At 43.7% G+C, this 3,522-nt stretch carries 2 protein-coding genes; both read left to right on the plus strand.

All coding sequences use genetic code 11. The annotated features are described in order from the left end of the window. Window positions 1-307: 307 nt before the first annotated feature. Window positions 308-1,852: a TolC family protein gene (locus tag GX654_19185; protein ID NLD38989.1), complete on the plus strand. Its 1,545-nt coding sequence runs from the start codon at window positions 308-310 to the stop codon at window positions 1,850-1,852. 61 nt (window positions 1,853-1,913) lie between these two features. Then, a partial coding sequence (locus tag GX654_19190; protein ID NLD38990.1) for a DUF4347 domain-containing protein occupies window positions 1,914-3,522 on the plus strand: 1,609 nt, incomplete at its 3' end.

The following is a 3,522-nucleotide window of genomic DNA, read 5'->3' on the forward strand; positions in this document are numbered from 1 at the left end:
ATCTCAAATCAATATTAAATCGAACTTAAATTCATATCAAGACCTTTACCCGATCAAATGTTCTACTGCGCGGTCTTCATAAAAAAATGTGGTTAAAAATCTTTTCAGATTAGAAACAGGGCAGTTTTAAAGAAAAATATCTTTACTTCTGAACTCCCTGCCAGAATAAAAAATTGCCCATATCTTTCGATAAGATAGTAATCAGTAACATTAATTTTTCTTGTAATTTAATTAATGAAAATATAATTAATAGGGGTATTTACCTTGTTTTTTTAAACAGCAGCTATCAGATCAGGAGGTCGCAAATATGTATTCAATTTTCTCAAGATATTTCTACTGTTTTTCAGGGCACATTAAAGGAGGGTTTATAAGACTCTCTTTTTGTTCTCTGTTATTTTTCATCTGCTCTCTACCTGCATATTCTTCTGATCTACTTGAGGTCTATCAGATTGCCCTTGAAAGTGATGCGGCCTTTCAGAAGGAGATACACAGGCACAGCGCATCACCTGAAATATATAAACAGGCATTCGCAGAGATGCTGCCTGTTCTCAGCTTTGATGCCTTTTACAAACGTTCAAGGCATGAGATATTTGATAATGAGGTTGCGGTATATGGTGACAGCACTGCAAAATATCCGGGTAAGGGGTTTGATCTGGTATTGAGCCAGCCTATCTTTAAATACTCATCCATTGTAAGGCTTTCACAGGCAAAGGAGGAGGTTGAACAGGCAGATCTGGAGCTTGAAACAGCAAAACAGAAACTTATTCTCAGGGTAACAGAGGCATATCTTGCAGCTCTTGAGGCAAAGGACATCCTTCAATTCAGCAGATCGGAAGAGGCTGCTGTTAACATGCATTATAATCTCGCAAAGGAGAGATACGATAACGGCCTTGCCCCTGTTACCGATTTTCATGACGCAAAGGCCAGGCTTGCGGTTATTACAACAAAGCGTGTAAGGGCTGAACACATTCTTGAAGATGCCCTTGAGGGGCTGGCTGAGATTACCGGCAGACGTATGGATGATCTTAAAACCATTTTATTGCCTGATATCAGGATAGAGAGTTACCTTTCTGAGCCCGGTACAAAGGGTAACTCCGCTGCAAAGGCTGCCGTGACGGATGAAAATCAATCTCCCGGAGCAGGCGGTATAGATATAAAGGGCTTTAACAGCCTGCACCCCGGAGAAACAGGGTCATACAGGTGGGACACAATCCCGTTGATAACACCGATGCCTGATAATGTTGATGCATGGGTCGCTTCAGCACGAAGGCAGAACAGTGACGTGCTTGTAAAGGAGAAGGGAGTAGTTGTTGCAGAAAAAGAGGTTTCAATGCAGAACTCAGGCCATTTGCCTACTGTTAATTTTGTTGGCAGGATGAACAGGGATATTGAAGGGGGGTCATTATACGGCGGTGGTAGCGACCTTGAAAGATGGGAAGGGGCAGTTGAACTTAAGATCCCCATTTTTAATGGTTTATCCACCTCATCAAAGGTTCGGGAAGCCAGACTTCTTTTAAAGGCCGCTGAAGAGGATCTGGAGGGAGAGATCAGATCAGCAACAAGGGCATCCAGGGCCGCATTCCTTGGCATTAAAAGCTCCATAGAGAACATCAATGCCCTGAAAGAGGCAATGATTTCAAATCAGATTACCCTTGAGGCGAAGAAAGAGGGTTTTAAGTCAGGTATGTTCCCCAGTCTGGCGGTAACAGATGCAGAAAGAGACCTGTACCAGACTAAGCAGGAGTATGCCAAGTCACAGTATGAGTATATCATTTACAGCCTGAGGCTTAAAAAGGCGGTAGGGCTTTTAACGCAGGAAGATATAAGAACCATAAACTCCTGGTTGAAGTAATAATAATTTTAAGAAAGCAGAATATTTTTACCCGAAATCAAGATATGAGGTAACCCTGAAAATGTCACACCTGAAAAAACTGGTACGCAGGCTGAAGAGCTTTACAGAAAAAAACAGTGCAAAAAAGGGGGCAGAACGCCGCAGAATGCTTTTTGAGACCCTTGAAAAGCGTCTGCTTCTTTCGGCTGATCCTGTATCTGCCTCCCAGCAATTGCCGGAAGACAAGCTGTTCATCTCCTATGTCGTGCCTGCCGCTGAGGTGGAGCAACTTTCTAATGAAGCAGCGAATAATGTGTCCAACCCTGATGATGTTAAGGCAGATATAAAAATACCGGAGGCTGTAACATCCCCTGAATGGTCAGGTGAAAACGGCCAAAACCTGGAGAGTATTCTGTCCGGAGAAGAGGCCTCAGTTATAAAAAGCGGTTCTGAAGAGTATACATTTACAAAGGAAAATATCTCTGTCCAGTTATCATGCCTGCTTTCAGAGGATGGCGGGCATCAGCTCGTAATTATTGATCCCTCTGTACCTGAATATGAATCTCTGATTAATAAGATCATTGAGGACAACCCTGGCGGGGCTGAGGGTCAGTGGATAACAGGGCAGAAAGGGCTTATTGAAGATAGTGATACACAGAATGAGATTAAGGGAAATGATGCAACAGGGCCTACCTATGAGGTTGTAATCCTTGACCCTGACAGGAATGGGATTGAACAGATCACAGAGATACTTGGTCAATATCAGGATATAGACACAGTACATGTAATATCCCATGGCGCATCAGGTATGATGCGTATAGGAAACAGCATTGTTGATAGAGGCAGCCTGGAGGAGCATTCCGAAAATCTCAAGGCTTGGCAGCAAGGCCTGGCTGATGGCGGGGATATCTTGCTTTACGGGTGCAATATTGCTGATGGCGAATTGGGCATAGGGTTTATTACAGAGCTCAGCAGGCAAACCGGTGCGGATGTGGCTGCATCTGCAAATGCAACTGGAACGCCTGAAAGGGCAGGCGACTGGATACTTGAATATAACAAGGGCTCTATTGAATCTGCATTCCTGTTTCAGAACCGAAATATGTCAAACTATTCTCATCTGCTGGCAGATATCAGTGTAAATGGTACATTGGGGGCTGATACCATTATTGTGGATTTTGGCTCTTTAACCATTACCGGCGGTGCTGCCTCTCACAGCCTTAACACATCTGATAATTACCTGATAAACGGTCTGGGTGGTAATGATACCCTTATAATACAGGGCACAACAGGCGCAGATACCATAAATATCAACTCCTCCGGGATAACCATAAACGGTTTAACCTATGGCATCCTTTTAAACAGTATGAGCAGTATAGAGCGCCTGGTCATAACCGGAGGAGATGGAAATGATTCTATAACCCTCTCCGGTGATATCCTGCTTGCAGGCACTGCCTTTACCATCCTTTCTGAGTCCATTACAGTTAACAGCACAGTCAATACCGGTACGGGCAGCATTAATCTTTATGCAGCGGCAGAGGATAACAGCATATTCGGTGATGCCAGAGCGCATGTTATTCTTGAAAACGCCACACTTATTGCCGGTGACATCAATATAATTGCTGAGGCGGGTGTAACTGCTGAAGCATCGCTTGAGCTTAATTTCCCGGTAGATGTTGCCCTGATAAATGTAA

Source organism: Desulfatiglans sp., assembly GCA_012513605.1.
Classification (GTDB): Bacteria; Desulfobacterota; DSM-4660; order Desulfatiglandales; family HGW-15; genus JAAZBV01.

Excerpts from the sequence above, each read along its gene's own strand:
- GX654_19185 (NLD38989.1), top strand. The coding sequence starts at position 308 with ATGTATTCAATTTTCTCAAGATATTTCTACTGTTTTTCAGGGCACATT.